The organism is Paenisporosarcina sp. P4_D4 (genome assembly GCF_056401835.1).
The window spans coordinates 1-607 of sequence record NZ_JBFUIO010000416.1 but is presented as its reverse complement, the minus strand read 5'-3'; the positions used below and the strand labels follow the sequence as shown (position 1 = coordinate 607).

The 607-nt window shown below is 52.2% G+C and carries 6 tRNA genes; all 6 read left to right on the top strand.

Features of this window, described 5'->3' with window-relative positions:
• Positions 1 to 29 precede the first annotated feature (29 nt).
• The 6 genes from AC1DSL_RS19245 (at position 30) to AC1DSL_RS19220 (ending at position 578) form a co-directional block, all read left to right on the top strand.
• Positions 30 to 105: transfer RNA gene (locus AC1DSL_RS19245), tRNA-Val, on the top strand.
• Between the two features lie 19 nt (positions 106 to 124).
• Positions 125 to 200: transfer RNA gene (locus AC1DSL_RS19240), tRNA-Thr, on the top strand.
• Between the two features lie 6 nt (positions 201 to 206).
• Positions 207 to 282, top strand: a tRNA-Lys gene (locus AC1DSL_RS19235).
• Positions 283 to 297: 15 nt separating this feature from the next.
• Positions 298 to 382: transfer RNA gene (locus AC1DSL_RS19230), tRNA-Leu, on the top strand.
• A 19-nt stretch (positions 383 to 401) separates the two neighbouring features.
• Positions 402 to 476, top strand: a tRNA-Gly gene (locus AC1DSL_RS19225).
• A gap of 13 nt (positions 477 to 489) precedes the next feature.
• Positions 490 to 578, top strand: a tRNA-Leu gene (locus AC1DSL_RS19220).
• Positions 579 to 607 lie beyond the last annotated feature (29 nt).

Below are 607 nucleotides of genomic sequence, written 5' to 3'. Positions count from 1 at the left end.
GAGTAGGWCRTCGCTRGGCGATTTATTTCGGAGGATTAGCTCAGCTGGGAGAGCATCTGCCTTACAAGCAGAGGGTCGGCGGTTCGAGCCCGTCATCCTCCACCATTTTTCTTTTTAACACCGTGCCGGTGTAGCTCAGTTGGTAGAGCAACTGACTTGTAATCAGTAGGTCGAGGGTTCGACTCCTTTCGCCGGCACCATTGTTAGAGCCATTAGCTCAGTTGGTAGAGCATCTGACTTTTAATCAGAGGGTCGTAGGTTCGAATCCTACATGGCTCACCATTTTCATACTAAGTTGCGGGTGTGGCGGAACTGGCAGACGCACTAGACTTAGGATCTAGCGCCGCAAGGCGTGGGGGTTCGACTCCCTTCACCCGCACCATTTTTACAATATTATACGAGCGGAAGTAGTTCAGTGGTAGAACACCACCTTGCCAAGGTGGGGGTCGCGAGTTCGAACCTCGTCTTCCGCTCCATATCTTCTTGAATGCCGGGGTGGCGGAACTGGCAGACGCACAGGACTTAAAATCCTGCGGTAGGTGACTACCGTACCGGTTCGATTCCGGTCCTCGGCACCATCTTTCATAAAACATAATATTTAGCGCCC